General features: G+C 64.9%; 1 protein-coding gene. It reads left to right on the plus strand.

The window, feature by feature from the left end; genetic code table 11:
- Positions 1-39: 39 nt before the first annotated feature.
- Positions 40-734, plus strand: a 695-nt coding sequence (locus ACI3KS_RS19615) for a phage tail tape measure protein (protein ID WP_404920217.1), incomplete at its 3' end; no start/stop codon positions are given.

Below are 734 nucleotides of genomic sequence, written 5' to 3' on the forward strand. Positions count from 1 at the left end.
AGTCTCGTGGGCTCGGATGCGGGTACGTCGTTGAAGACGATGCTTCAGCGCCTCACTCCGCAGTCGAAGGAGGCAGCGGACAAGTTCAAGGAACTCGGCATCTCCGCGTATGACGCGAACGGCCAGTTTGTAGGGCTCGCGAACTTCTCCGGCCAGTTGAAGGAGCGGATGAAGGATCTGACCCCGGAGGCGCGTAACGCGGCCATGGCGGTCATGTTCGGGTCTGACGCGGTGCGTGGTGCCAATGTCCTCTACAGCGAGGGCGAGAAGGGCATGCTCGCGTGGATCAAGCGCCTCAACGAGCAGGGGTACGCGACGGAGACTGCCCGGACTCGCCTCGACAATCTGAAGGGTGATTGGGAGGCGTTCACGGGCGCTCTGGACACTGCTTTCATCGTCATGGGTGACGGCGTGGACGGCCCGCTCCGCGAGTTCGTGCAGGGCCTCACGGGTCTCGTGGACGGGTACAACGAGCTGCCTCAGTGGGCGCAGCAGCTCATCCAGGTATCGGGTGCCGCGGTCGGCCTGATCGCGGGCGTCGGTGGAGCGAGCTTGCTCGCGATTCCGAAGATCGTGGAGTTCCGGCAGGCGCTGACGGCGATGAACACGAGCTTCAGCCGCGTCACGCTCGTGGGTGGTGGGATCACCGTCGCACTTGCCGCGGTCGCTGGGGTTGTGCTCAGCCTCGCCAACGCGCAGGCCGAGGGGCGTCAGAAGGCTGAGGACTACATGGC

Source organism: Microbacterium sp. ZW T5_45, assembly GCF_044987415.1.
Lineage (GTDB): Bacteria > Actinomycetota > Actinomycetes > Actinomycetales > Microbacteriaceae > Microbacterium.